Genomic DNA, 20,080 nt, shown 5'->3' with positions numbered 1-20,080 from the left:
CATGAGTTCCTCCTATTTAATAATAGCTGGAATTTATAAGCAACAAATGAAACTTTTTCTATCTCTAACCGTATGTAATTAATGAGAAACCAACTACGATAAAAGGAGCGATTAGATGAACCGTAAATTAACACTGGGTGTAGCAGCTGCTTCACTCGCCTTATTCGTTTCAGCCTGTTCATCAACAGCTGAACCAGTAAACAGCGATACCAGCAACAAGGCTTCTGACTCTGATTTAACACTGGAAGAGGTATTTGCCAAATCGGTTGAAGCGGGAGAAGAGATCACAAGCGTGAACGTCGACATGTCTGTGGATCAGAATACAGTCATTCCGGGTGAAGACACGTCAATCAAAACTTCCTCTGACGTCGAGATGGAAATGGTTGTAGAGCCGCTTGGTCTGCATCAAAAAGCTGTCACTTCTGCTGAAGGATTAACAGAAGGAGAAGAACCAATAACTGTTGAATCCTATTTAACAGAAGAAGGATTTTTTATGTATGATTTTATGGAAGATCAATGGATGAAATTGCCTGCTGACATGTCCGACCAGATCATTGAAATGTCCAAGACGCAGGGAAATCCAAATGAGCAGTTAAAATCACTTGAACAATTTACCGACGATTTCACTTTCGAACAGGATGAATCTTCTTATATTTTAACCTTGAACGCATCTGGTGAAAAGTTTCGTGAGTTTTTGATTGAGCAAACGGAGAACATGATGCCTGAAATGGGCTTGGGATCCGAAATGGAAGAAGTTTTTCAGGACACTTCGTTTGAAGATGTAATTTACGAAATCGTTATCGATAAAGAAACATTTCTTCCTTCACAGCTTGAAACAAGTCTCATTATGACAATGGATGTTGAGGGTGAGTCATTACAGCTTGAACAAAATACTGAAAGCACGTACAAAGAATATAATACAATCGACAGCATTGAAGTTCCGGATGAAGTCATCGAAAATGCTGTAGAATCCCCATAAAGAAACAGCCTCACCCTTTAAGGGCAGAGGCTGTATTTAATTCGATTTTTGATCTTCTGCATTGCGATCATGATCACCTTTAACCCGCAGGTATGGATGCTCTTTGGTCGCAGGGAGGATCCCCATGCTTTCAATATGTTTCACTGCCTCTTCATCCCCGATTTCGTGGATATATGCGTAAATGTTCATAAGCATACTATCCTGTTCTTTATTGGGTTCATCATCATGGTATTGCACATAGGGCGTTTGGGCCCGAATGAAACTTTCCCGCCCAATGTCCTCATTTCCATCAAATAAATAACGGAGTCTTGTGATTTCATCATCGGTAGCATTGACAACAAATTCATACGGCGAATCCGTCCCGCTTCTCAAAATCTCTCCTCTTGAAACTGAAACATAATACGTGTTTTTAGCCTCTTCCACATTAATCCCTCCTCTTACATAAAGTATGTCCAATCCTATACTCTTCAAAGCATATTAAGGTGGTTAATTCATAAGAGTTTGGGTATAGTTAAATATAGATCAACTGCCCCTTTGAATTCGGCCAACATGACATACCATGGGAACGGGGATGAATGACGTGAAATTAATCGACGAAATTTATGAAATGTACCGCGGGAAAATTCGGGGAACACAAGAAGATTTTGATATTATAGCATTTACGATTTTGGAGGAGCTTGATCGTGAAGAGCTTTTATCAATGGTCAGAGATATGACACAGGATGAACTATCCTACTTTATCCGACTCTACATAGTCGAAACGCTCAAAGGGAAAATGGATCAGCAGGAGAATCAGGTTCAAAAAGATGAGTCATCCCTTTATCATTAGGATTCAAAAAGGACAAGCTAAATTTAGCTTGTCCTTTTAGTATTGATAATCAAGAAAAAGAGCCTGCGAATGCAGGCTTTTGAGAAGTTATTTTCCTAAGAATGAACGAAGCATCCATGAGTGTTTCTCAAGGCTTTGGTGTACTGAAAGAAGCATATCTCCGGTCATCTCATCGTTTACTTCACCGGCAATATTCATTCCAACTTTTAAATCTTCCATTAGCGTCTGAAAATCATTGTGAAGCGATTGTACCATCTCATCCGCTGATTCACGTCCTGTTGCTTCCTGTACCAGTGAGAGATCCAGTGATTCTCTGAGCGTTGCCACTGGTTCTCCTTCAAGAGCAAGAAGACGTTCGGCTAACTCATCGATGTGAACTCCAGCTTCATTGTATAATTCCTCAAATTTTTCATGCAGCGTGAAAAATTGATGTCCCTTTACATACCAATGGTAATTATGTAATTTTGTATAAAGAACTGTCCAGCTGGCAATTTGTTTGTTTACATTTTGCACCAAATTATCTTGTGACATTGTTTTTCCTCCTTCTGGGTATCCTATAAATCATATTTACCACTTTTGCTTTAAGTTAAACTTATACAGAGGGCTGTTTAACCGATAAGCATGATGAGCAAAAAAAGCGCACTGCCGTGTTATTATTAAAAAAAGAAGGAGCTGAAAATAATGTCATTGACATGGCTAATGATTCTTTCCATCCTTGTCATTATCTTTATTACTTTATTATTTATTATCGCAACGAACCGCGGCTATAAATACGAGCATACAGTAGACCCGCTTCCTACAAAAAATAGTGAAGAACAAAATTCTTCTCATGAGCGGCCTGTTAAATAAAAGAGGTGCTTTTATGAAAAAAATCCTGCTTTTAATCATTGGATTTTATCGAAAACGAATTTCCCCTTATACTCCCCCCAGCTGCCGTTTTTATCCAACATGTTCACAATACGGAATGGAAGCGATTGAAAAGCATGGCGCTTTACGGGGAGGATGGATGACAATTCTCAGAATTATAAAATGTCATCCATTCCATCCGGGCGGGGTGGATTTAGTTCCAGACAAAAAACCATCAAAGAAAAAAATTTCTTGATGGTTTTTTTCTTGCAATGAACTTCTTTTCGTAGTATATTATGCAATGTCAGTTTTTAAATCGTAACTATTACTATTTAACTAAATATAATGAGGTGGAATGAATGAAAAAAACGGTTTGGTTCATGTTGCTCGCATCCTTTACATGGATTCTGTCTGCGTGTAATACGGACGGTGCATCGTCCGATAATGAGAAAGAAACCTTGGAAATATACACAACTGTGTACCCCCTTCAGGACTTTGCTGAGAAAATCGGTGGTGAATACGTCGATGTAAAAACGATTTATCCCCCTGGTGCAGATGAACATACGTACGAACCCTCCCAAAAAGATATGATCGAATTAGCAGAAGCAGATTTATTTTTCTATATCGGTTTAGGACTGGAAGGCTTTGTCACAAAAGCGACTGATGTACTTCAAAGCCAGGACCTTGTTATGGTGCCTGCTGCAGACCATATCACTGATGAACAGCTGGAAGGCAGTTCGAAGGATTCACACGAAGGGCATGAGGACGAGCTTGCGCACGACGAAGAAGAACATGCTGCTGATGAAGAGCATGCACATGACGAAGAAGAACACGCTGCTGATGAAGAGCATGCGCATGACGAAGAAGAACACGCTGCTGATGAAGAGCATGCGCACGATGAAGAAGAACACGCTGAACATGAAGGGCATGAAGGGCATGATCATGGCGACATCGATCCCCACGTATGGCTGGATCCAGTGCTTTCAAAATCCCTTGCTGAATCTGTTAAAGATTCACTCATTGAACAAATGCCTGAACAGGAAGAATATTTCACGAAAAATTATGATGAACTTGTAAAACAACTGGATGAACTGGATCAGGAATTTCAGCATGTGGCTGAAGATGCAAAAGTAAACCAGCTATTTGTTTCACATGCTGCATACGGTTACTGGGAAACACGTTATGGCCTTGAACAAAATGCTATAGCAGGCATCTCAACATCTGATGAGCCCTCACAGCGTGAGCTGACTAAGCTTATTGAACGTGCGAAGGAAAATAATATTCAGCATATCCTGTTTGAGCAAAATGTCTCATCAAACCTGACAGAGGTCATTCAAAAAGAGCTTGGAGCAGAAGCTTTGCGCCTGCACAATCTCTCTGTTTTAACACAGGAAGACATCGATAATGATGAAGACTATTTTTCATTAATGAATAAAAATGTTGAAACACTGCGCAATGCGGTGCAAGCTGAGTAATACAAAAAGCCGATCTCATCCAGATCGGCTTTTTATTTTATAACTTCCAAATGAATCGTAACTTCTTTCAGTCTTTTTTCATTTATAGAAACCCCGATCCCTTCTCCTTGAAAAGGCATGACCTTTCCATTTTTCACTTTTACATCTGGTGTGGTAATGTCCTGATGCCAATAGCGTGCGGAAGATGAAATATCTCCGGGTATCGAGAAGCCTTCTAAAGTAGCTAATGCAATATTATGAGCTCGCGACACACCAAATTCGAGCATTCCTCCGCACCAGACCCCAATTCCATGCTGTTGACATAGATCATGAATGCGGATCGCTTCAGTCAGTCCTCCCACACGGCCAATTTTTATATTTATAATCTGACAGCTTTTTAATGCAATGGCACTTTTGGCAGCATCCAGAGAATGAATGCTTTCATCCAGACAGATTGGGGTTGAAAGGTTTTGCTGCAGCGCTGCATGATCAACTAAATCATCCTGTCCAAGCGGCTGTTCAATCATCTGCAAGCCCAGCCCGTCAAGCTCTAAAAGCGCCTTTGGGTCTCCTGAATAGGAGGAATTGGCATCCGCCAGAATGGCAATGTCTGGAAATGATTCACGTATTGCCAAAATACGATCGGCGTCTTTTCCAGGAGCTATTTTCACTTTTATGCGCCTGTAGCCATCTTCCGCTGCTATTTTAATTTGATCAATCAGACCCTCTATGGTTGCAGCTCCTGCTGCTATTCCTGCCAGCACTTCTTTGCGCGTGCCTCCGATGACTTCATATAAAGGTTTTTGAAGAAGCTTTGCGTACAAATCCCAAACAGCCATATCAATAGAGGCTTTTGCCATGGGGTTTTTCCGAACCGAAGCCATCACACTAAAAACTTCATGCGGATGTGTGAAAGTCTGATTCAGAATAAGAGGTGCAAGGTGCTCTTTGATCATATAAAGACAAGTGTCAACGGTTTCTTCTGTATACCAGGGGGCTGAAAAAGCAACTGCCTCGCCATAGCCCTTCTGACCGGACTCATCATGAACTGCAACAATGATTCCCTGTCTGGTTGTTACACTTCCAAGGCTTGTTACAAAAGGCGTTTTTAAGTCCATTTCGACTAAATTCAGCTGCATGTTAGTGATCTTCATGTTCAGCCTCCAACTTTTTCTTTAATTCCCTGCGCAATAATTTATTCGAAGCATTGCGCGGAAGCTTGTCCATAAAATAAATTGTTTTAGGTACTTTATAACCCGCCAGCCGATCCAGGCAATATTCCGTTAAAGCTGATTTTTTTATTTGTCCGCTTGTAGATTGAACAACAAAAGCTGCCGGTACTTCCCCCCATATTGAATCTTTTTTTCCAACAACTGCTGCTTCCTCGATGGATGGATGGGACGATAACACAGCTTCAATTTCTGCAGGGTAAATATTCTCACCGCCAGAAATAATTAAATCAGAACGACGGTCCAATACAAATAGAAATCCTTCTTCATCCAGATAGCCGATATCCCCGGTGTAAAACCAATCATCCTGAAAGGCTTCACGGTTTGCCGAAGGCCGGTTAATATAGCCGGTTGTCACATTCGGCCCTTTAACTGCGATTTCCCCAATTTCGTTTGGACCGGATTTCTTATGATCGCTGTCTATAATTTTGATTTCATTCAGGAACAGGGGCTTGCCCGATGAACCTATTTTTCTTCTGCTGTCTTCTGGTATCAAGGTCGCAAATTGCGAGGACGTTTCTGTCATGCCATAGGTTTGAAAAACCGGGATGCCCGCTTGAAAGCATTCCTGCACGACATGCCCGGCAGCAGGTCCGCCCCCAAGCAGCATGCAGCGAAATCGTTCATGATACGTTTCATTTCCTCTTACAGCAAGCAGCCTGGTAAGCATCGTCGCTACGACCGAAATCATTGTTGCATTCCCCTGCACCAGATCCTGATGAACGCTTTTTTCATCAAATTTTTCATAGAGGGTTACGTTATTTCCATAAATAACACTTCTCATTAAAATCGAATAACCGCTTATATGAAAAATTGGAACTGCACAGATCCAGCTGTCATCAGGGTTCAGCCCTATGTTAAGAGCTGAGCCGACTGCGGAAGTAAAATGATTTTCGTATGTCTGCTTTACCCCTTTTGGCTGCCCGGTCGTGCCGGAAGTATACATGATGGAACAGGTATCCCGTTCATATTCCTGTACAGCTTTAGTTGATAAAGGAAGCTGCTCCAGGGCGTCTATAGTCAGAACTTTTATTACATCCTTTAAATCTGTATGTAGTTCAAACCGATCATCAGCAATCAATAACTGAGCTTCACTGTCTGCCAGCTGAAAATGCCATTCGGGTATTTTTAAACGTGGATTTAACATCACCACAGTAAGTCCGAGCTTTTGCAATGCATGGATAAGTATGACAGCCCGTGCTGTATTTTGAATTAATAATGCTACCGGTTTATTAACTAATTGGAGGGATTGCAGTTTTTTTGCCATACTATTTGTTTCATCAAGCAATTCGCCAAACGTCCAGGATTCCTCTTCAAATCGTAAAGCAAGGCGGTTAGGCGTGAGTGATGCTCTTTTAGTTAACCAGTGTCCTGTTGGATTCATCCTAATTACTCCTTATGTTTCGGTTCATTATGTAAATTACTACTGTCAATAATCATTATAACATCCCTCTGTTCTCTCTCACAAAAAGGATTTCCGATCTCCACTATGCCTATTAGGAGTAAGAAGAAGTGTAGGGTGTCCCCTTCTTACATATTTTTCAGCTCTGCTGAAGATTAATCATATTTTTTCTTATGGCTATTCTTATAACCATTTTTTTTACCTCTATATTCCTCCATCTTTTTGCAGGAACGTTTACGGGAAGGGGTTTTCTTTTTCCATTCTTCATGCTTCTCTGGGTGATTATCTTTCTTTTTACAGTCACTGCATTGGCAGGTTGGCAATTCTTTTTTTTCACATTCATTGCATCGACTGCTGTGCTCTTTTTTCTTTTCACAGTTTCCGCATCGGCTGCTGTGCTCTTTTTTCTCAACGCTGTGATGACTAACAATCTCTTCCCACTCGTCATAATCACTGGAATGCTCTTTTTTTAACTTCGTTTCTTTTTCATTGCATTCCTTTTCCTTATTGTGGTGCTCATCCGTTTTTTTGCACTTGCCTTTGTGGTCATTTGATGGGCAGCATTCGCAAACCCATTTGTCCTCGCAGCCATGCGTTTGTTTTTCCTTGTAACATTTGCATACTATCCTAATTTCCTTGTGTTTTCTGCTCATCTGTATTCACCTCTTTTCTTTTGAGAGTGTTTACGATGTACAGTTAATCCAACTATGCTATCTTCCCTCTTATTTTCACACTCTATTACCCTACTAATAAGAAAATGTACATAGATAGTGATGATAAACCAACACCTTATATTAGGATATTAAATAACTTGATTATAGTGTGGATAGATGAACTGCATCATCTATCCATTTTTCAAAAAAATACGGTAAATGAATGCTCAGCCTAAACGAACCTGCTGAGCCTGCAATATTTTTAGTGTGATATCCACAACCATTTTTTCTGATAGATCACTGACAATCAGGTGCTGTGGTTTTTTATGGTATTTTTTTGCTTCATCGCGTTTTTTCTCATAATCATTAATTTCTTCCGAAAGAATTTGTGATAACTCATTAAATGATTTTTCACTTAAATCCTGCAGTTCCAAACCTTTTTCTGATTTACCACCATCCCCCTCATCTATATCCTCACATTCCAGGCTTTCACCCAGCACGATTTCCATCATAAATTCTTGTTTTTCTTCACATGGACAATCTTCTTTCTTAATTTTCTTTGTTATCAGCTCATCTATTTCAAGGATTTCCGCCTTAACGAGCTCACAATATGGTAATTCATTAAAATATTCTGTACTGATTTGATGAAACTGTGAGAGATCGTTGCCCATAAGCCGGTCTTTTTCAGGAAACCCATGACCAAGCGGCTGGGAGGAATAATAACTAAATTCATCCTTCTCATTGCTTGATGGACCAACTGGAGGCACGATAAAGTCATCTATTTGCGCCACACAATCAAAAGGGACTTCTACTGTCAGTGATTTCATGGAAGATAATAGATCTTTGCACCTTTCTTTTGGATTGGATGCATACTGAATATTTTTACGCACAAAACCACCTATAAACAATTGACCTTCTGACGCACCCTCCCTGTGAATCAGGCGGCACTGGGTTAAATAAAGACGTTTTTTTATTTCTTTTATTTCAAGCACTTCTTCCCCTTTTGGAAATGATATTTTTGCATGTACGGGTATTTCAACTTTAATCTCCTGCAGCAGCACCGGTATTTTAACAATGATACCCTTCGATTCGGGGACAGATGGCTGAAGAATTTCTGCTTTGCATTTATGTGTTGATGCGGTTCTTGGAAATGGCTCAACTGACATGAAGTGACCTCCCTTTTTAAATCGTACATTTTATGATATGCAGGAAAAGGTTAACTGGCTAGATTTTCTTTTCTGAGGCCTTGTTAAACCTAGGTGTTGTTAAATTACACAGCTTTGATTGGAGCTGCTGGTGTGAGACTCCTGTTAGGTTTTAGCAGAAGAGGTGAGATCTCTGAACAGCATCGCAGGGCCAGGGAAAAAGCTCAGCCTTAGCCCTACGGTAAAGCTAGCGCCTGTATCGGAAATCAACAATTTAACAAAGCTTTTCTATAAGTAAGCAAAAAAAAAAGAAGAGCATCATGCCCTTCTCCTAAATTAGTAAAGACTATTCTTTGTGGTCGTCGTAATGTGCACCAATGGAGTTAACGCGTACTTGCTGAAGTTGAAGTAATTTTAGTCTAAGATCTAAAACCATTTTTTCAGACATTCTTGTAAATGTGCCTTCACCTACAACAAATTCATTATCTTCTGCAAAAGGGTTCCGGTTCAGGGACTCATCAAACTCGATAATATCCGCACGGACCAGCTCGCAAAATGGAAGTTCATTGAAGTACTCTGTGCTTGTTTGGTGGAATTGAGAAAGATCCGTTCCTTCCAAACGGTCTTTACGGGCAAAGTCTCTGCCGTTTGGAAGCTGCTGAGAAATTAGATAACCAAACTCATCACGAAAATCTGTATAAGGTCCTACCGGCAAATTTAAGAAACCATCGACTTCAGCTACACAATCGAATGGCACTTCAACAGTAAGAGATCGAAGTGTGGATAGAATTTCTCCTGCATCGTCAACAGATGGATTTGCAGCATATTGAATGTTTTTCCGAACGAATCCGCTGATAAATAACTTAGCCTTGTAGTCACAAGGACGTACTCCTTTATGAACCGCTCTGTTAAGAAGACGGCATTGAGTCAGGTACGTACGTTTTTTGATTGTTTTAATTTCCAGAACTTCTTCACCCTCCGGAAATTCAATTTCAGCATGCATCGGAATCTGAAGGGAAACCTCCTGAAGTAAAACCGGGACTTTAATAATTGGATCCGCATACTTTGAAATCGGATGCGGCATAACATTTTCTGCATCACATTTGTTTGCAGAGGTTGTTCTTCTGAATGGGTTTACAGACATTAATTTATTCCTCCTAATAATTTTTGAGCTTTGAAAAAGCATGGACTGGACAGTTTTCTCATTCAGTGCGCTAATCAACTACATAGAGTGGTCAATGCTGCTTTGTGATCATTCTATGGTGAAGTAAGGGGAAGAGGTTCCTTAATCACAGAAACTCTTTATTTGATTAACTTCTGAAAACTATTAAAATATTTTTTTACAATAACAGACCATACTCTTTCAATCGCTCTCTATATATAATGAAAAAGCATTCTGAGAGGAGAAGGCATTTTGTTCATCTTATGAGCCCTTTTTATATGAATCTTGTTTAAATGCTTTGTTAAACCCGGTATTTGATAGTTCCACTTCTTCAGTGAAATCAAAAGGTTCGTTCTACAAAGCCATTTTTTTAATCTTTTTCGTACTGCTTTGCATAGGCTATGTTTAGAATTCTTTTTAAACGGGGGATGAATATGTCTTTAGATCCGGTATCCTGTTCACAGGAAATGCATGTATGCAAGTGCCATGACCTTTATCAATTGCTGCTTCAGGCCCGGCAATTGAACCATTATTTATCTGAATCCATTGCTGAAGAGCTGTCTGTCATAAATAAATTAACCCCATATATGCCGCAGGAATTTTTAATTGCTTTAAAAAAAGATTTAAATAACTCATTGAAATTAGCCATTAGCAAGGAAAGCGTAAGTCAAATGCTGATTAGCAAAATAAATGACACATGCGATGTGTTTGCCGGTCAAATTGAATGCGGTGATCATACCGTCTTGCCCGTCAGTGTAATTAGGGAATTAGTTATTGAGGAAAATGATCAAATAGTGGAGGCTGAGGAATCAGATAGAAACGAGGATTCTGGCAAAGTGAAACAAAAGACATTCAGACGAAAATACAAAAGAAGATCACATCCCAAAGTTACTGATTATGATGCTGCAGTTGGCCATTCGGTTGCAAACGAATATCAGGAACTAACAGCCGAGGATCACCAGGAGCAAAAAGAGATAGGATTCGAACATCTTTCTGAGGATAAAGTAAAAATAGAATATAAAAAAAATCCGAAAATTATTATTAAAAAAAAGAAAATAAACCGAAAGTATAAAGAAAAAGCTGCGCCTGCAACACTCAGGCAGCTCATCAGAGAAACGAGCACACCCAAAAACGCTTATCAGGAAGCATCTGATACTGGTCCGACAGAATCAGATGTTGAAAGTAATCCTGTGCAAAACCCAAGACCCTGGGTTGCCCCCCTTTTCTTCAATCTGGAATAATTCAGCAAAAAAAAGCCTGCGAGTTTTCTCACAGGCTTCTTTGCTATTTATGGAAAACGAGGGAATTGACCAAAATCCGGTTTGCGTTTTTCTTTAAACGCGTCACGGCCTTCCTTTGCTTCCTCTGTTGTGTAGTAAAGGAGAGTAGCGTCACCGGCAAACTGTTGAAGACCTGCAAGACCATCCGTGTCAGCATTCATTGCTGCTTTAATGAACCTTAGAGCGGTAGGGCTCTTCTCAAGCATTTCTTCACACCATTTAACCGTTTCATCTTCAAGCTCTTCCAATGGGACAACGGTGTTGACCAATCCCATATCAAGTGCTTCCTTGGCATCATATTGGCGGCACAGGAACCAAATTTCTCTTGCTTTTTTATGGCCGATAATACGAGCTAAGTAACCTGATCCATACCCTGCATCAAATGATCCAACATTTGGTCCGGTTTGACCAAACACAGCATTATCAGCTGCAATGGTTAAATCACATACAACATGCAGCACATGGCCTCCGCCGATTGCATAACCGGATACCATTGCAATAACAGGCTTAGGAATCACACGGATCAGACGCTGAAGATCCAGCACATTTAAACGAGGGATTTCATCCTCCCCTACATAACCGCCATGTCCGCGAACACTCTGGTCTCCGCCTGAACAGAACGCTTTGTCGCCTACACCTGCTAGAACAATGACACCAATAGCAGCATCATCGCGGGCATAAGCAAACGCATTAATTAGTTCCATTACCGTTTTAGGACGAAATGCGTTTCGCACTTCAGGACGGTTGATTGAAATTTTAGCAATTCCATTATACGTTTCATATAAAATATCTTCATAGTTTCGTTCTTGCACCCATTCACGAGTCATGAAAGAAACCTCCTTTTTATGTATTTAGCTAGACTGCCTAGCCTTTTAATAAAAACTCCATTAACATTGTACCAAACTTTTGTGGTTGTTCCACATGAATTGCATGGCCGCTGCCTTGAATCACCACTTTTTTTGAATTCGGCAGCTGCTCATCCATTTCCTGAGCGATAGCGCAAAACTTCTTATCTTTTTCACCAGTGAACAAGATTGTTTCAGTCTTAAGCTTCGGCAGCCGCTCCCACCAGGAAGGCTGTTTGCCTGTTCCCATGCCGCGCAGGCTTTGTGCCAATCCTTGTGGCCGATTTTTTATGCGTTGAGCTCTTATTTGCTGCTGTATTTCATCAGGCAGGTTTTTTTGCGATTGAAAAAGCGGAATCTCCTCCCACTTTTCCACAAACGCTTCCACCCCTTTGTTTTCAATAAACTGAGCTAATTGCTCATCTGCTGCTCGCCTTGTTTCTCTCGCAAGGGCCTCCCTTAACCCAGGAGACGCACTTTCAAGGATAAGCCTCGTTACCTTGTCTGGATGCAGGCAGGCCATCGATAGAGCTACTCTCCCGCCCATTGAATAGCCGACTAGATCAGCTTGTTCAATTGACAGCGCATCGAGAACTCCACACAGATCTTTACATGTTTCTTCCACTGTAAAACGGGCTGAATCATCGGGCATAACTGTTTTACCATGTCCCGGTAAATCAATCCTTATACACATCATACTTTCTGGCAGGTAAGCGAGTGTTTCATCCCAGGTCGAATGGTCACCTGTAAACCCGTGCAGAAACAATACAGGTCTGCCTTTTCCTCTTACTGCAACATGGTAGTCAGCACCTCTTATATGAATGTTCATTTACTCAGGTCCTCTGCCGCTTTTGCTACTTTGTCCCATAGCTGGCGGTGCACAATTACATTTTCATCCCGGTTGGTGGTAATTTCAGTCAGCGTGACTCCATTATGCTGAGTCAGCGATTTAATACCCTCTTCAATCAAATCCACCGATTCCACCTGCTGGTAGAAAAGAGAATAAAATTGTGCTGCATAAGTAAAGTCCAGTGATGGCGGTGTGCCGAATAATGTTTCAAAATGCTCGGGTTCCGCTGATTGAGGAAGAAACGAAAAAATTCCGCCTCCATTATTATTTAAAATAATAATATGAAGATTCGCTGGATGCTGTTTTGATACAAGCAGGCCATTCAGGTCATGGAACATTGATAAATCACCAATTATTAAATAAACAGGCTCTCTTGTTGCAGACGCGATGCCAAGTGCAGTCGATACAACTCCATCAATGCCATTCGCACCTCTGTTTCCCCAAACGGTTAATGATGGAGCCGAAGTGCGGGTCCAAAACGTATCTACATCTCTTATCGGCATACTGTTGCCAACGACAACATGACTGTTTGGCGGAAGTGTTTTTAATATAAGGCCCACTGCTGCCCCTTCGTCCTGCTCGGTTTCGATATGAGTGTTTATTTGCTCTACGGTCGCAGCATTAAATTTCTTCCACAGATCAAGCCACTGTTCATCCTTCTGGTCATTTAAATAGGGCATCAGCCCTTTTACAAATAACTGTTCATTGCAGTCAATATAATCTGATACAGAGGACATTGGGTCCCGCCATTCTGTGCCCTCATCAATAAGCCAGTGCCCCGTTTCAGTGAGAGGTGATAAGAATTGAAGCAATGGTTTTGAAACGGGCATGCCGCCAAAACGGATAATTAAATCCGGCGTTAATTTTTCCTTAACTGCAGTGCTTTTTAGAAAAGCATCATAGCTTTCAATGAGAACCTCTTCGCAGCTGAGCTGACTGCGTAAATGGCTTAACGGGTCAACTAGTACCGGAAACCCTGTAGCATTGGCAAATTGGATAATATCCTGATTGGCTCGTTCAGAATTCATCGGTCCTACAACAATGAGACCTTTTGAAGATTCATTCACCCGTTTTGAAAGAAACTCGAAAACATCATGACCAAGTGTTTTTTCACTTGAGTAATGACTGATGGCTGCAAAATGACGATGCTTTTTCCATTGACCCAGTATAGGAGATAGCGGCTCCCTAAATGGAAAGTTTAAATGGACCGGTCCCATTGGTGCATCCATTGTTTTGGCCACTGCCCTCGCTGCAGTTCTCATGACGTGCTGCAGAACTGGCTGGCTGCCTTCAGGAAGTGCCATGTCCGCGAACCATTTAACATGTCCGCCGAATAAATGAATCTGATCGATGGCCTGGGGTGCCCCTACTTCCCGTAATTCATGCGGCCGGTCTGCTGTTAAAACGATTAAAGGAACACGCGCATAACGGGCCTCTACAACTGCAGGATAATAATTTGCAGCGGCTGTCCCGGAAGTACATACAAGTACGACAGGCGTTCTGTCTACTTTGGCCATTCCAAGTGCATAAAAAGCAGCCGATCGCTCGTCAACGTTTACGTGACAATCGATCAGCGGATGATCCTGCAGCAAATAAGCGAGAGGAGTAGACCTGGACCCGGGACTTATCACGGCTTTGGTTACCCCTCCATCAATTAGCTGCTGAATAAACACAGATACATATGTGGTTAATGATTGTTGATGACTCATTGCATTGTTCCTCCCACTGCGCGAAGCATCGGACGAAACTTAATTAGTGTCTCCTGATACTCACTATCAGCATTTGAATCTTTCACTACACCGCAGCCGGCATATAAGAAAGCGTGCTGATCATGAAGCAATCCTGATCTGATAGCAACAGCAAACTCCCCATTACCCTCTGCATCCATCCAGCCTACAGGCGCTGCATAAAAACCACGGTTCATTCTTTCTTCTTCCTGGATAACATCCATTGCCAAATGAGTTGGCGTTCCGCCAAGTGCAGGTGTCGGGTGCAGGCGATCCACAAAATCCAATATCGTCATTCCATTATTTGCTGTCCCTTTTACTGGTGTAAACAAATGCTGAATATCACGAATTTTCATTAGTGCAGGCCCGTTTGGAACTTCGATTTCAGAACAAAGCGCACGAAGGTTTTGAGATATCATTTTAACAACCAAATCATGTTCATGTAGATTTTTCTCATCATTTAACAGCAATCGGCTTAATCGTTCATCTTCTTCAATCGTCTCTCCGCGTTCGATCGAACCAGCCAGGCAGGTAGACAGGATGGATCGATTTGACTGATTTACAAGCCGTTCCGGTGTTGCACCTATAAAACAGCTGTCCAACACTTCCAGTGAAAAAATAAAGCTATTTGTCTGGTCGTCACGCAGCCGTTCAAGAACAGTGTCGGATCTTTTTTTGCCATCAAAATCCACTTTAATTTTGCGGGCGAGAACCACTTTCTCCATCTCGCCTTTGTTTAACCGTTTCACAACGGAAGTTAGCGTCTTTTTCCATTGATCCGGCTGAATTTCCGTTGTTCTGATGACGTTGACATCCTCAATTTGCTGATTGAATGTTTCAAACAGATTATTTTTCTCAAGCTGCATACGATCCCAAATTTTTTTAGGATTATCTGAAGCAGTGCAGACAATATTAACGGTTAAAAAACTTCCTTGCTGTCGATCATTTGTCAGCATAAAAGATGGCAGCTGAAAATGCCCATGCGAAAAATTCGTCCACTCCAGCTCGGCTTCCTGTCTGGGATCAAATGAGAATCCACCCATCACAAGCGGCCCAGTTCCTAATATCTTATCCCCCACCTGAATGGCATCAGCCAAAAAGGTTGTCCATTGGTTTTTTATATCCATGAATCTATGGTCACGTTCATTTGAAGTAAATGTTTTGGCATTCCCGACGCCAACCAGCACAAGATCTTTATTTCGATCCTGCCAAAAGGAGCGTTCTCCCTGGTATAGCTTAAACCCCGATTCATAAAATTGAAGGGGGTCCACCGAGTCAATTGGTGTCACCATGCTAAATAGCACATCCCGTTTAGACTGCTGGGCTTGTTCAAAGGCACGTTCAAATCCTGCAAACCCATGTGATTGCTGTAAAATCCTCACCATGTTTCCCCCCAAAAATCACTGTTACGAGCAATTATTCACTTCTTTAAAGATACACCTGTTTTTGTAGCGATGTCAACGAAACACCACTGTTATTGCTTCATTATAAAGGAAGAAATACGGCCTTGTACCTCTCAAACCATCTTCTTTTGATCCAGCGATAAAACGCAGTATAATAAAAGGAAGGAATTCTTGTCGAAATACGCAAAATTTCATTGACATCATCACTCGGTTTTTCTACACTTTATACTGGACTCTATCGTCACAAATCGTTAACATATAGTATTTTTAAGGAGAGAACAACTATGAATTTACAGCCTGAACGTGATCATGGCTTTCAAATCTGGTGGCAGCTAACCCGCCCCCATACACTGACTGCTGCTTTTGTACCAGTATTATTAGGCACAGTGCTTGCACTCGAATATACTTCATTGCATTGGCCTTTATTTTTAGCCATGTTAATCGCAAGTATACTTATCCAGGCAGCAACAAATATGATTAACGAGTATTACGACTTTACCCGGGGATTGGACAACGAAAATTCAGTGGGTATAGGCGGTGCTATTGTTAGAAACGGTGTTAAGCCGAAAACCGTCATACGGCTTGCCTTTGTATTATTCGGCATTGCCCTTCTGCTTGGGATCTATATTTGCGCAAACAGCTCCTGGTGGATCGGTGTAATCGGCTTGATTTGCATGGCAGCAGCTTATTTTTACACAGGAGGACCGGTACCGATTGCCTATACTCCGTTCGGAGAGATTACCGCGGGATTTTTCATGGGTTTTGTCATTATTTTAATTTCGTATTTCATTCAGACCGGAGATATTAACCATGTGGTCATGCTGGTCTCCATACCTGTTTCCATTCTCGTCGGCTCCATCCTGCTGGCTAATAACATCAGGGATCTTGACGGCGATAAAGAAAACGGACGTAAAACAATCGCGATCTTATTAGGACGGCAAAAAGCGATTTATTTTCTCGCATTGATGTTTGTTGTTGCCTATGGATTCGTTGTCGGATTAGTCATTGCAGGAATAGTATCTCCATGGCTCCTCATCAGCTTCCTGAGCATTCCCAAGGCCATTAAAGCAACAACAGGCTTTATCGGTAAAACCATGCCGATGCAAATGATGCCAGCGATGAAAGCAACAGCTCAGACCAATACCATTTTTGGATTTTTGCTATCAATTGGTTTTTTAATTGGTTATTTTTCTTAATAACTAAGTGACCCCCTTCTTCCAGTAGAACGGGTCCTTTTTTTATTGCGAAAGGATGAAAAGGTTTCATTTCCTGCTGGGAGGATAAACTACACATATCAACCCGAAAAAAGGAGTGGCTGAAATGTTATCCAATGACCAACTAGATAAATTTAAAAAGCGATTATTAACTCAAAAGGAAGAGATCATCAATCATAACAAGAAAGATGAAGATGAAGAATATTCAACTGAACTTTCACAATACGATAACCATCCTGCTGATAATGCAACGGATCTATTTGAAAGAGAAAAAGATCTCGCGCTTGAAGACCATTCTGAGCAGCAGCTGGAAAAAGTTGAAGCCGCATTACGCGCTATTGAAGAGGGCACCTATGGTGTATGTGAAGTAAGTGGTAAAGAGATCCCTGTTGAACGGTTAGAGGCAATACCAACCGCCCTGACAGTTGTAGAGCATGCCAGCAGCGGCCCGATAGATGATGGACTCCCAAGCAGCAATCGTCCAAGTGAAGAATCCATTCTTTCTCCATCCAGTACTCAACCGTACAGATCTGAAGACGAAGAGGTAAGGGATTACCAGGACAGCTTCAGTGAAGTTGGACGTTTTGGCACATCTGAAACGCCATCGGACATGGCTGGTGGCGAAGAAAGTTACGATGACATGTACGAAAGTGACGAAGATGGAGACCAGGTTTTAGAGGATGAAGAAGTAGGCAATGATATGGATGGAAAAGAAAGAAAAATCTATCGAGAAAAATAAAAAAAGCGAAGACATCAAATGGTGTCTTCGCCTTTTTAGGATCATTCCACTTTTTCACATTAAAAAACGTTCCTTCTATTTTGAAGGAACGTTTTTTATTTATGACCCGTACGGGATTCGAACCCGTGTTACCGCCGTGAAAGGGCGGTGTCTTAACCGCTTGACCAACGGGCCTAAAGAGCGGAGAAGGAGGGATTTGAACCCTCGCGCCGCTTACGCGACCTACACCCTTAGCAGGGGCGCCTCTTCAGCCACTTGAGTACTTCCCCATAAAAAAATGGCTCCACAGGTAGGACTCGAACCTACGACCGATCGGTTAACAGCCGATAGCTCTACCACTGAGCTACTGTGGAATGGTGGGCCTAAGTGGACTCGAACCACCGACCTCACGCTTATCAGGCGTGCGCTCTAACCAGCTGAGCTATAGGCCCCTTGGAGCGGGTGATGAGAATCGAACTCACGACATCAGCTTGGAAGGCTGAGGTTTTACCACTAAACTACACCCGCAAAGGATATTCTGTTTTAGAAAAAATGGGGCGACTGATGGGAATCGAACCCACGAATGCCTGAACCACAATCAGGTGCGTTAACCACTTCGCCACAACCGCCACAATATTAATAAAAATGGTGGCTTTGGACGGAATCGAACCGCCGACACATGGATTTTCAGTCCATTGCTCTACCAACTGAGCTACAAAGCCTTATTTCAGATTGTTATTTTGTTCAAAATAATGGCGGTCCCGACCGGGATCGAACCGGCGATCTCCTGCGTGACAGGCAGGCATGTTAACCGCTACACCACGGGACCTTGGTAATTGCGGGGGCAGGATTTGAACCTGCGACCTTTGGGTTATGAGCCCAACGAGCTACCGAACTGCTCCACCCCGCGACGTTTTGTTTTGTCATAAGATTCGAATTTCTTCGTCACTTACTACAAGCCATTAAAATTTAATTTAATAAAAAATGGAGGAGGAAGAGGGATTCGAACCCCCGCGGGATTTGACTCCCCTGTCGGTTTTCAAGACCGATCCCTTCAGCCAGACTTGGGTATTCCTCCAGTATTATAGTGGAAATGGTGGACCTTGCAGGACTCGAACCTGCGACCGGACGGTTATGAGCCGTCTGCTCTAACCAGCTGAGCTAAAGGTCCTTGAATGGTGGCGGCAGAGGGGATCGAACCCCCGACCTCACGGGTATGAACCGTACGCTCTAGCCAGCTGAGCTACGCCGCCAAAATATAATCATTAAATTCTTCTATGGTGGAGCCTAGCGGGATCGAACCGCTGACCTCCTGCGTGCAAGGCAGGCGCTCTCCCAGCTGAGCTAAGGCCCCATAAATAAATTAATAATATGGTCGGGAAGACAGGATTCGAACCTGCGACCCCTTGGTCCCAAACCAAGTGCTCTACCAAGCTGAGCTACTCCCCGAAATATGTATGGCGCGCCCGAGAGAAGTCGAATCCCTAACCTCCTGATCCGTAGTCAGACGCTCTATCCAATTGAGCTACGGGCGCATATTTAATTATTTAAGCGGAAGACGAGATTCGAACTCGCGACCCCCACCTTGGCAAGGTGGTGTTCTACCACTGAACTACTCCCGCATAGTATATGGTGCGGGTGGAGGGACTTGAACCCCCACGCCTTGCGGCACTAGATCCTAAGTCTAGCGCGTCTGCCAATTCCGCCACACCCGCATATACATTTATTGGTGAGCCATGTAGGATTCGAACCTACGACCCTCTGATTAAAAGTCAGATGCTCTACCAACTGAGCTAATGGCTCGATGAAAACTGGTGCCGGCAAGAGGACTTGAACCCCCAACCTACTGATTACAAGTCAGTTGCTCTACCAATTGAGCTACACCGGCAAGATGGTGGAGAATGACGGGCTCGAACCGCCGACCCTCTGCTTGTAAGGCAGATGCTCTCCCAGCTGAGCTAATTCTCCACTATAGTATGTAATACCGCCTAGCGACGTCCTACTCTCACAGGGGGAGACCCCCAACTACCATCGGCGCTGAAGAGCTTAACTTCCGTGTTCGGCATGGGAACGGGTGTGACCTCTTCGCTATCATCACTAGACGCTATTAGAAAAGGCTCGCGCCTTCAAAACTGGATAAGCCATCAAACAAACGTTGCGTTTTCGAGTAATCACCAAATTTGGTTAAGTCCTCGATCGATTAGTATTCGTCAGCTGCACATATCGCTATGCTTCCACCTCGAACCTATCTACCTGATCATCTTTCAGGGATCTTACCACTTGCGTGTGGGAAATCTCATCTTGAGGGGGGCTTCATGCTTAGATGCTTTCAGCACTTATCCCG

Annotated in this window: 19 protein-coding genes, 20 tRNA genes and 2 rRNA genes; 8 read left to right on the top strand and 33 right to left on the bottom strand. The window is 42.4% G+C overall.

The window, feature by feature from the left end:
- Window positions 1-115 precede the first annotated feature (115 nt).
- Window positions 116-979: a DUF6612 family protein gene (locus E2R51_RS00205; RefSeq protein ID WP_133374882.1), complete on the top strand. Its 864-nt coding sequence runs from the start codon at window positions 116-118 to the stop codon at window positions 977-979.
- Window positions 980-1,015: 36 nt separating this feature from the next.
- On the opposite strand, the gene E2R51_RS00200 is transcribed toward E2R51_RS00205, so the two are convergent.
- Window positions 1,016-1,402: a hydrolase gene (locus E2R51_RS00200; protein ID WP_205703296.1), complete on the bottom strand. Its 387-nt coding sequence runs from the start codon at window positions 1,400-1,402 to the stop codon at window positions 1,016-1,018.
- Window positions 1,403-1,559: 157 nt separating this feature from the next.
- Between E2R51_RS00200 and E2R51_RS00195 the strand changes: the two genes are divergently transcribed.
- The gene (locus E2R51_RS00195; RefSeq protein ID WP_133374880.1) at window positions 1,560-1,808 is read left to right on the top strand and encodes a DUF6154 family protein; all 249 of its coding nucleotides are present in this window, start codon (window positions 1,560-1,562) and stop codon (window positions 1,806-1,808) included.
- Window positions 1,809-1,895: 87 nt separating this feature from the next.
- Here the strand turns inward: E2R51_RS00195 and E2R51_RS00190 are convergent, their stop codons facing one another.
- Entirely contained in the window at window positions 1,896-2,339 is a 444-nt protein-coding gene (locus tag E2R51_RS00190) for a Dps family protein (RefSeq protein ID WP_133374878.1), read from the bottom strand.
- 150 nt (window positions 2,340-2,489) lie between these two features.
- On the opposite strand from E2R51_RS00190, the gene ytzI reads away from it, so the two are divergent.
- From ytzI to E2R51_RS00175, 3 genes are all read left to right on the top strand, one after another.
- Window positions 2,490-2,657, top strand: a complete 168-nt coding sequence (gene ytzI, locus E2R51_RS00185) for a YtzI protein (RefSeq protein ID WP_240732929.1) — start codon at window positions 2,490-2,492, stop codon at window positions 2,655-2,657.
- 13 nt (window positions 2,658-2,670) lie between these two features.
- Entirely contained in the window at window positions 2,671-2,910 is a 240-nt protein-coding gene (gene yidD / locus E2R51_RS00180) for a membrane protein insertion efficiency factor YidD (protein WP_205703295.1), read from the top strand.
- Between the two features lie 103 nt (window positions 2,911-3,013).
- Window positions 3,014-4,129, top strand: a complete 1,116-nt coding sequence (locus E2R51_RS00175) for a metal ABC transporter solute-binding protein, Zn/Mn family (RefSeq protein WP_133374872.1) — start codon at window positions 3,014-3,016, stop codon at window positions 4,127-4,129.
- Between the two features lie 32 nt (window positions 4,130-4,161).
- Here the strand turns inward: E2R51_RS00175 and menC are convergent, their stop codons facing one another.
- The 5 genes from menC to E2R51_RS00150 form a co-directional block, all read right to left on the bottom strand.
- Window positions 4,162-5,262: an o-succinylbenzoate synthase gene (menC, locus tag E2R51_RS00170; RefSeq protein ID WP_133374870.1), complete on the bottom strand. Its 1,101-nt coding sequence runs from the start codon at window positions 5,260-5,262 to the stop codon at window positions 4,162-4,164.
- On the bottom strand, window positions 5,249-6,721 hold the full coding sequence (locus E2R51_RS00165; RefSeq protein WP_133374868.1) for an o-succinylbenzoate--CoA ligase: 1,473 nt from the start codon (window positions 6,719-6,721) through the stop codon (window positions 5,249-5,251). The genes menC and E2R51_RS00165 overlap by 14 nt, the downstream gene beginning before the upstream one ends.
- Window positions 6,722-6,878: 157 nt before the next feature.
- Entirely contained in the window at window positions 6,879-7,193 is a 315-nt protein-coding gene (locus E2R51_RS00160) for a hypothetical protein (protein WP_133374866.1), read from the bottom strand.
- A gap of 426 nt (window positions 7,194-7,619) precedes the next feature.
- Window positions 7,620-8,558, bottom strand: a complete 939-nt coding sequence (locus E2R51_RS00155) for a CsxC family protein (protein ID WP_133374864.1) — start codon at window positions 8,556-8,558, stop codon at window positions 7,620-7,622.
- Between the two features lie 325 nt (window positions 8,559-8,883).
- Entirely contained in the window at window positions 8,884-9,681 is a 798-nt protein-coding gene (locus E2R51_RS00150; protein WP_133374861.1) for a CsxC family protein, read from the bottom strand.
- A 452-nt stretch (window positions 9,682-10,133) separates the two neighbouring features.
- On the opposite strand from E2R51_RS00150, the gene E2R51_RS00145 reads away from it, so the two are divergent.
- Window positions 10,134-10,940, top strand: a complete 807-nt coding sequence (locus E2R51_RS00145) for a hypothetical protein (protein ID WP_133374859.1) — start codon at window positions 10,134-10,136, stop codon at window positions 10,938-10,940.
- A gap of 47 nt (window positions 10,941-10,987) precedes the next feature.
- Here the strand turns inward: E2R51_RS00145 and menB are convergent, their stop codons facing one another.
- The 4 genes from menB to E2R51_RS00125 are packed head-to-tail and all read right to left on the bottom strand — an operon-like array spanning window position 10,988 to window position 15,783.
- Complete coding sequence (gene menB, locus E2R51_RS00140; protein ID WP_133374856.1) at window positions 10,988-11,806, bottom strand: 1,4-dihydroxy-2-naphthoyl-CoA synthase; 819 nt, start codon at window positions 11,804-11,806, stop codon at window positions 10,988-10,990.
- 37 nt (window positions 11,807-11,843) lie between these two features.
- Window positions 11,844-12,653 carry a 2-succinyl-6-hydroxy-2,4-cyclohexadiene-1-carboxylate synthase gene (gene menH, locus E2R51_RS00135; RefSeq protein WP_306462106.1) on the bottom strand — a complete coding sequence of 270 codons (810 nt, stop codon included), beginning with the start codon at window positions 12,651-12,653 and terminating at the stop codon, window positions 11,844-11,846.
- Window positions 12,650-14,383 carry a 2-succinyl-5-enolpyruvyl-6-hydroxy-3-cyclohexene-1-carboxylic-acid synthase gene (menD, locus tag E2R51_RS00130; RefSeq protein ID WP_133374853.1) on the bottom strand — a complete coding sequence of 578 codons (1,734 nt, stop codon included), beginning with the start codon at window positions 14,381-14,383 and terminating at the stop codon, window positions 12,650-12,652. Before menD ends, menH begins: the two co-directional genes overlap by 4 nt.
- On the bottom strand, window positions 14,380-15,783 hold the full coding sequence (locus E2R51_RS00125) for an isochorismate synthase (protein WP_165967096.1): 1,404 nt from the start codon (window positions 15,781-15,783) through the stop codon (window positions 14,380-14,382). The genes menD and E2R51_RS00125 overlap by 4 nt, the downstream gene beginning before the upstream one ends.
- Window positions 15,784-16,088: 305 nt before the next feature.
- Between E2R51_RS00125 and E2R51_RS00120 the strand changes: the two genes are divergently transcribed.
- Window positions 16,089-17,000 (top strand): 1,4-dihydroxy-2-naphthoate polyprenyltransferase, encoded by a 912-nt coding sequence (locus tag E2R51_RS00120; protein WP_133374849.1) that lies wholly within the window; start codon window positions 16,089-16,091, stop codon window positions 16,998-17,000.
- 124 nt (window positions 17,001-17,124) lie between these two features.
- Window positions 17,125-17,757, top strand: a complete 633-nt coding sequence (locus E2R51_RS00115) for a TraR/DksA C4-type zinc finger protein (RefSeq protein ID WP_133374847.1) — start codon at window positions 17,125-17,127, stop codon at window positions 17,755-17,757.
- Between the two features lie 102 nt (window positions 17,758-17,859).
- Here the strand turns inward: E2R51_RS00115 and E2R51_RS00110 are convergent.
- The 22 genes from E2R51_RS00110 to E2R51_RS00005 all read right to left on the bottom strand — a co-directional run.
- A tRNA-Glu gene (locus E2R51_RS00110) sits at window positions 17,860-17,931 on the bottom strand.
- Between the two features lie 7 nt (window positions 17,932-17,938).
- Window positions 17,939-18,026: transfer RNA gene (locus E2R51_RS00105), tRNA-Ser, on the bottom strand.
- 9 nt (window positions 18,027-18,035) lie between these two features.
- Window positions 18,036-18,110, bottom strand: a tRNA-Asn gene (locus tag E2R51_RS00100).
- A 1-nt stretch (window position 18,111) separates the two neighbouring features.
- Window positions 18,112-18,188, bottom strand: a tRNA-Ile gene (locus E2R51_RS00095).
- A 2-nt stretch (window positions 18,189-18,190) separates the two neighbouring features.
- A tRNA-Gly gene (locus E2R51_RS00090) sits at window positions 18,191-18,264 on the bottom strand.
- Between the two features lie 25 nt (window positions 18,265-18,289).
- Window positions 18,290-18,365: transfer RNA gene (locus E2R51_RS00085), tRNA-His, on the bottom strand.
- Between the two features lie 17 nt (window positions 18,366-18,382).
- Window positions 18,383-18,458, bottom strand: a tRNA-Phe gene (locus E2R51_RS00080).
- Between the two features lie 31 nt (window positions 18,459-18,489).
- Window positions 18,490-18,565: transfer RNA gene (locus E2R51_RS00075), tRNA-Asp, on the bottom strand.
- A 7-nt stretch (window positions 18,566-18,572) separates the two neighbouring features.
- Window positions 18,573-18,646, bottom strand: a tRNA-Met gene (locus E2R51_RS00070).
- 75 nt (window positions 18,647-18,721) lie between these two features.
- Window positions 18,722-18,814: transfer RNA gene (locus E2R51_RS00065), tRNA-Ser, on the bottom strand.
- A gap of 16 nt (window positions 18,815-18,830) precedes the next feature.
- Window positions 18,831-18,907, bottom strand: a tRNA-Ile gene (locus E2R51_RS00060).
- A gap of 5 nt (window positions 18,908-18,912) precedes the next feature.
- A tRNA-Met gene (locus E2R51_RS00055) sits at window positions 18,913-18,989 on the bottom strand.
- A 25-nt stretch (window positions 18,990-19,014) separates the two neighbouring features.
- Window positions 19,015-19,090, bottom strand: a tRNA-Ala gene (locus E2R51_RS00050).
- 18 nt (window positions 19,091-19,108) lie between these two features.
- Window positions 19,109-19,185, bottom strand: a tRNA-Pro gene (locus E2R51_RS00045).
- Between the two features lie 9 nt (window positions 19,186-19,194).
- Window positions 19,195-19,271 (bottom strand) — tRNA-Arg (locus tag E2R51_RS00040).
- A gap of 15 nt (window positions 19,272-19,286) precedes the next feature.
- Window positions 19,287-19,358: transfer RNA gene (locus tag E2R51_RS00035), tRNA-Gly, on the bottom strand.
- Between the two features lie 8 nt (window positions 19,359-19,366).
- A tRNA-Leu gene (locus E2R51_RS00030) sits at window positions 19,367-19,451 on the bottom strand.
- A gap of 12 nt (window positions 19,452-19,463) precedes the next feature.
- Window positions 19,464-19,539, bottom strand: a tRNA-Lys gene (locus E2R51_RS00025).
- 9 nt (window positions 19,540-19,548) lie between these two features.
- A tRNA-Thr gene (locus E2R51_RS00020) sits at window positions 19,549-19,624 on the bottom strand.
- A gap of 4 nt (window positions 19,625-19,628) precedes the next feature.
- Window positions 19,629-19,704, bottom strand: a tRNA-Val gene (locus E2R51_RS00015).
- Window positions 19,705-19,722: 18 nt separating this feature from the next.
- Window positions 19,723-19,838, bottom strand: a 5S ribosomal RNA gene (rrf, locus tag E2R51_RS00010).
- Between the two features lie 78 nt (window positions 19,839-19,916).
- A 23S ribosomal RNA gene (locus E2R51_RS00005) occupies window positions 19,917-20,080 on the bottom strand; the annotation flags it as partial.

The organism is Jeotgalibacillus sp. S-D1 (assembly GCF_004358665.1).
Lineage (GTDB): Bacteria > Bacillota > Bacilli > Bacillales > Jeotgalibacillaceae > Jeotgalibacillus.
The sequence above is the reverse complement of the archived record's forward strand: the minus strand, read 5'-3'. Positions and strand labels throughout refer to the sequence as shown.

Coding starts and splice junctions, on each gene's coding strand:
- E2R51_RS00205 (WP_133374882.1), top strand. CDS start 116: ATGAACCGTAAATTAACACTGGGTGTAGCAGCTGCTTCACTCGCCTTA.
- E2R51_RS00190 (WP_133374878.1), bottom strand. CDS start 2,339: ATGTCACAAGATAATTTGGTGCAAAATGTAAACAAACAAATTGCCAGC.
- ytzI (WP_240732929.1), top strand. CDS start 2,490: ATGTCATTGACATGGCTAATGATTCTTTCCATCCTTGTCATTATCTTT.
- yidD (WP_205703295.1), top strand. CDS start 2,671: ATGAAAAAAATCCTGCTTTTAATCATTGGATTTTATCGAAAACGAATT.
- E2R51_RS00175 (WP_133374872.1), top strand. CDS start 3,014: ATGAAAAAAACGGTTTGGTTCATGTTGCTCGCATCCTTTACATGGATT.
- menC (WP_133374870.1), bottom strand. CDS start 5,262: ATGAAGATCACTAACATGCAGCTGAATTTAGTCGAAATGGACTTAAAA.
- E2R51_RS00165 (WP_133374868.1), bottom strand. CDS start 6,721: ATGAATCCAACAGGACACTGGTTAACTAAAAGAGCATCACTCACGCCT.
- E2R51_RS00155 (WP_133374864.1), bottom strand. CDS start 8,558: ATGTCAGTTGAGCCATTTCCAAGAACCGCATCAACACATAAATGCAAA.
- E2R51_RS00150 (WP_133374861.1), bottom strand. CDS start 9,681: ATGTCTGTAAACCCATTCAGAAGAACAACCTCTGCAAACAAATGTGAT.
- E2R51_RS00145 (WP_133374859.1), top strand. CDS start 10,134: ATGTCTTTAGATCCGGTATCCTGTTCACAGGAAATGCATGTATGCAAG.
- menB (WP_133374856.1), bottom strand. CDS start 11,806: ATGACTCGTGAATGGGTGCAAGAACGAAACTATGAAGATATTTTATAT.
- menH (WP_306462106.1), bottom strand. CDS start 12,653: ATGAACATTCATATAAGAGGTGCTGACTACCATGTTGCAGTAAGAGGA.
- menD (WP_133374853.1), bottom strand. CDS start 14,383: ATGAGTCATCAACAATCATTAACCACATATGTATCTGTGTTTATTCAG.
- E2R51_RS00120 (WP_133374849.1), top strand. CDS start 16,089: ATGAATTTACAGCCTGAACGTGATCATGGCTTTCAAATCTGGTGGCAG.
- E2R51_RS00115 (WP_133374847.1), top strand. CDS start 17,125: ATGTTATCCAATGACCAACTAGATAAATTTAAAAAGCGATTATTAACT.